The sequence below is a fragment of the Salicola sp. AFF1 genome (genome assembly GCF_056783195.1).
Window position 1 is genome coordinate 1 of the sequence record NZ_JBXAYL010000158.1, and the last position, 278, is coordinate 278.

A 278-nucleotide genomic window follows, 5' to 3' on the forward strand; every position below is an offset into this window, starting at 1 on the left:
GGCCAGCACGCAGCCGAAGCGCACGCCCCCCTCCCGGACCCGGTCGATCTCCGCGACGGCGATCTCCAGCTTGGTGCGGGCCTCGCGCCGGTCCTCGGGGACACCGGCCCTGCTCATCCGGTGCGGGTCGCTCGTCCAAGTCTCGGGCAGGAACAGCGCCAGGCCGACCGCCACCGGCACCTCGCCACGCGCCAGCGTCAGCGACACCAACGTCTGGCAGTTGGCGGTCTTGCCCAGCGTCGTGGCATATTGCGGCGCCACCCCGACGGAGCGGTTGC

At 73.0% G+C, this 278-nt stretch carries 1 protein-coding gene; it reads right to left on the minus strand.

Annotation, left to right across the window (positions count from 1 at the left end; genetic code table 11):
• A partial coding sequence (locus AC1RQI_RS17170) for a transposase (protein WP_481905825.1) occupies positions 1-278 on the minus strand: 278 nt, incomplete at both ends.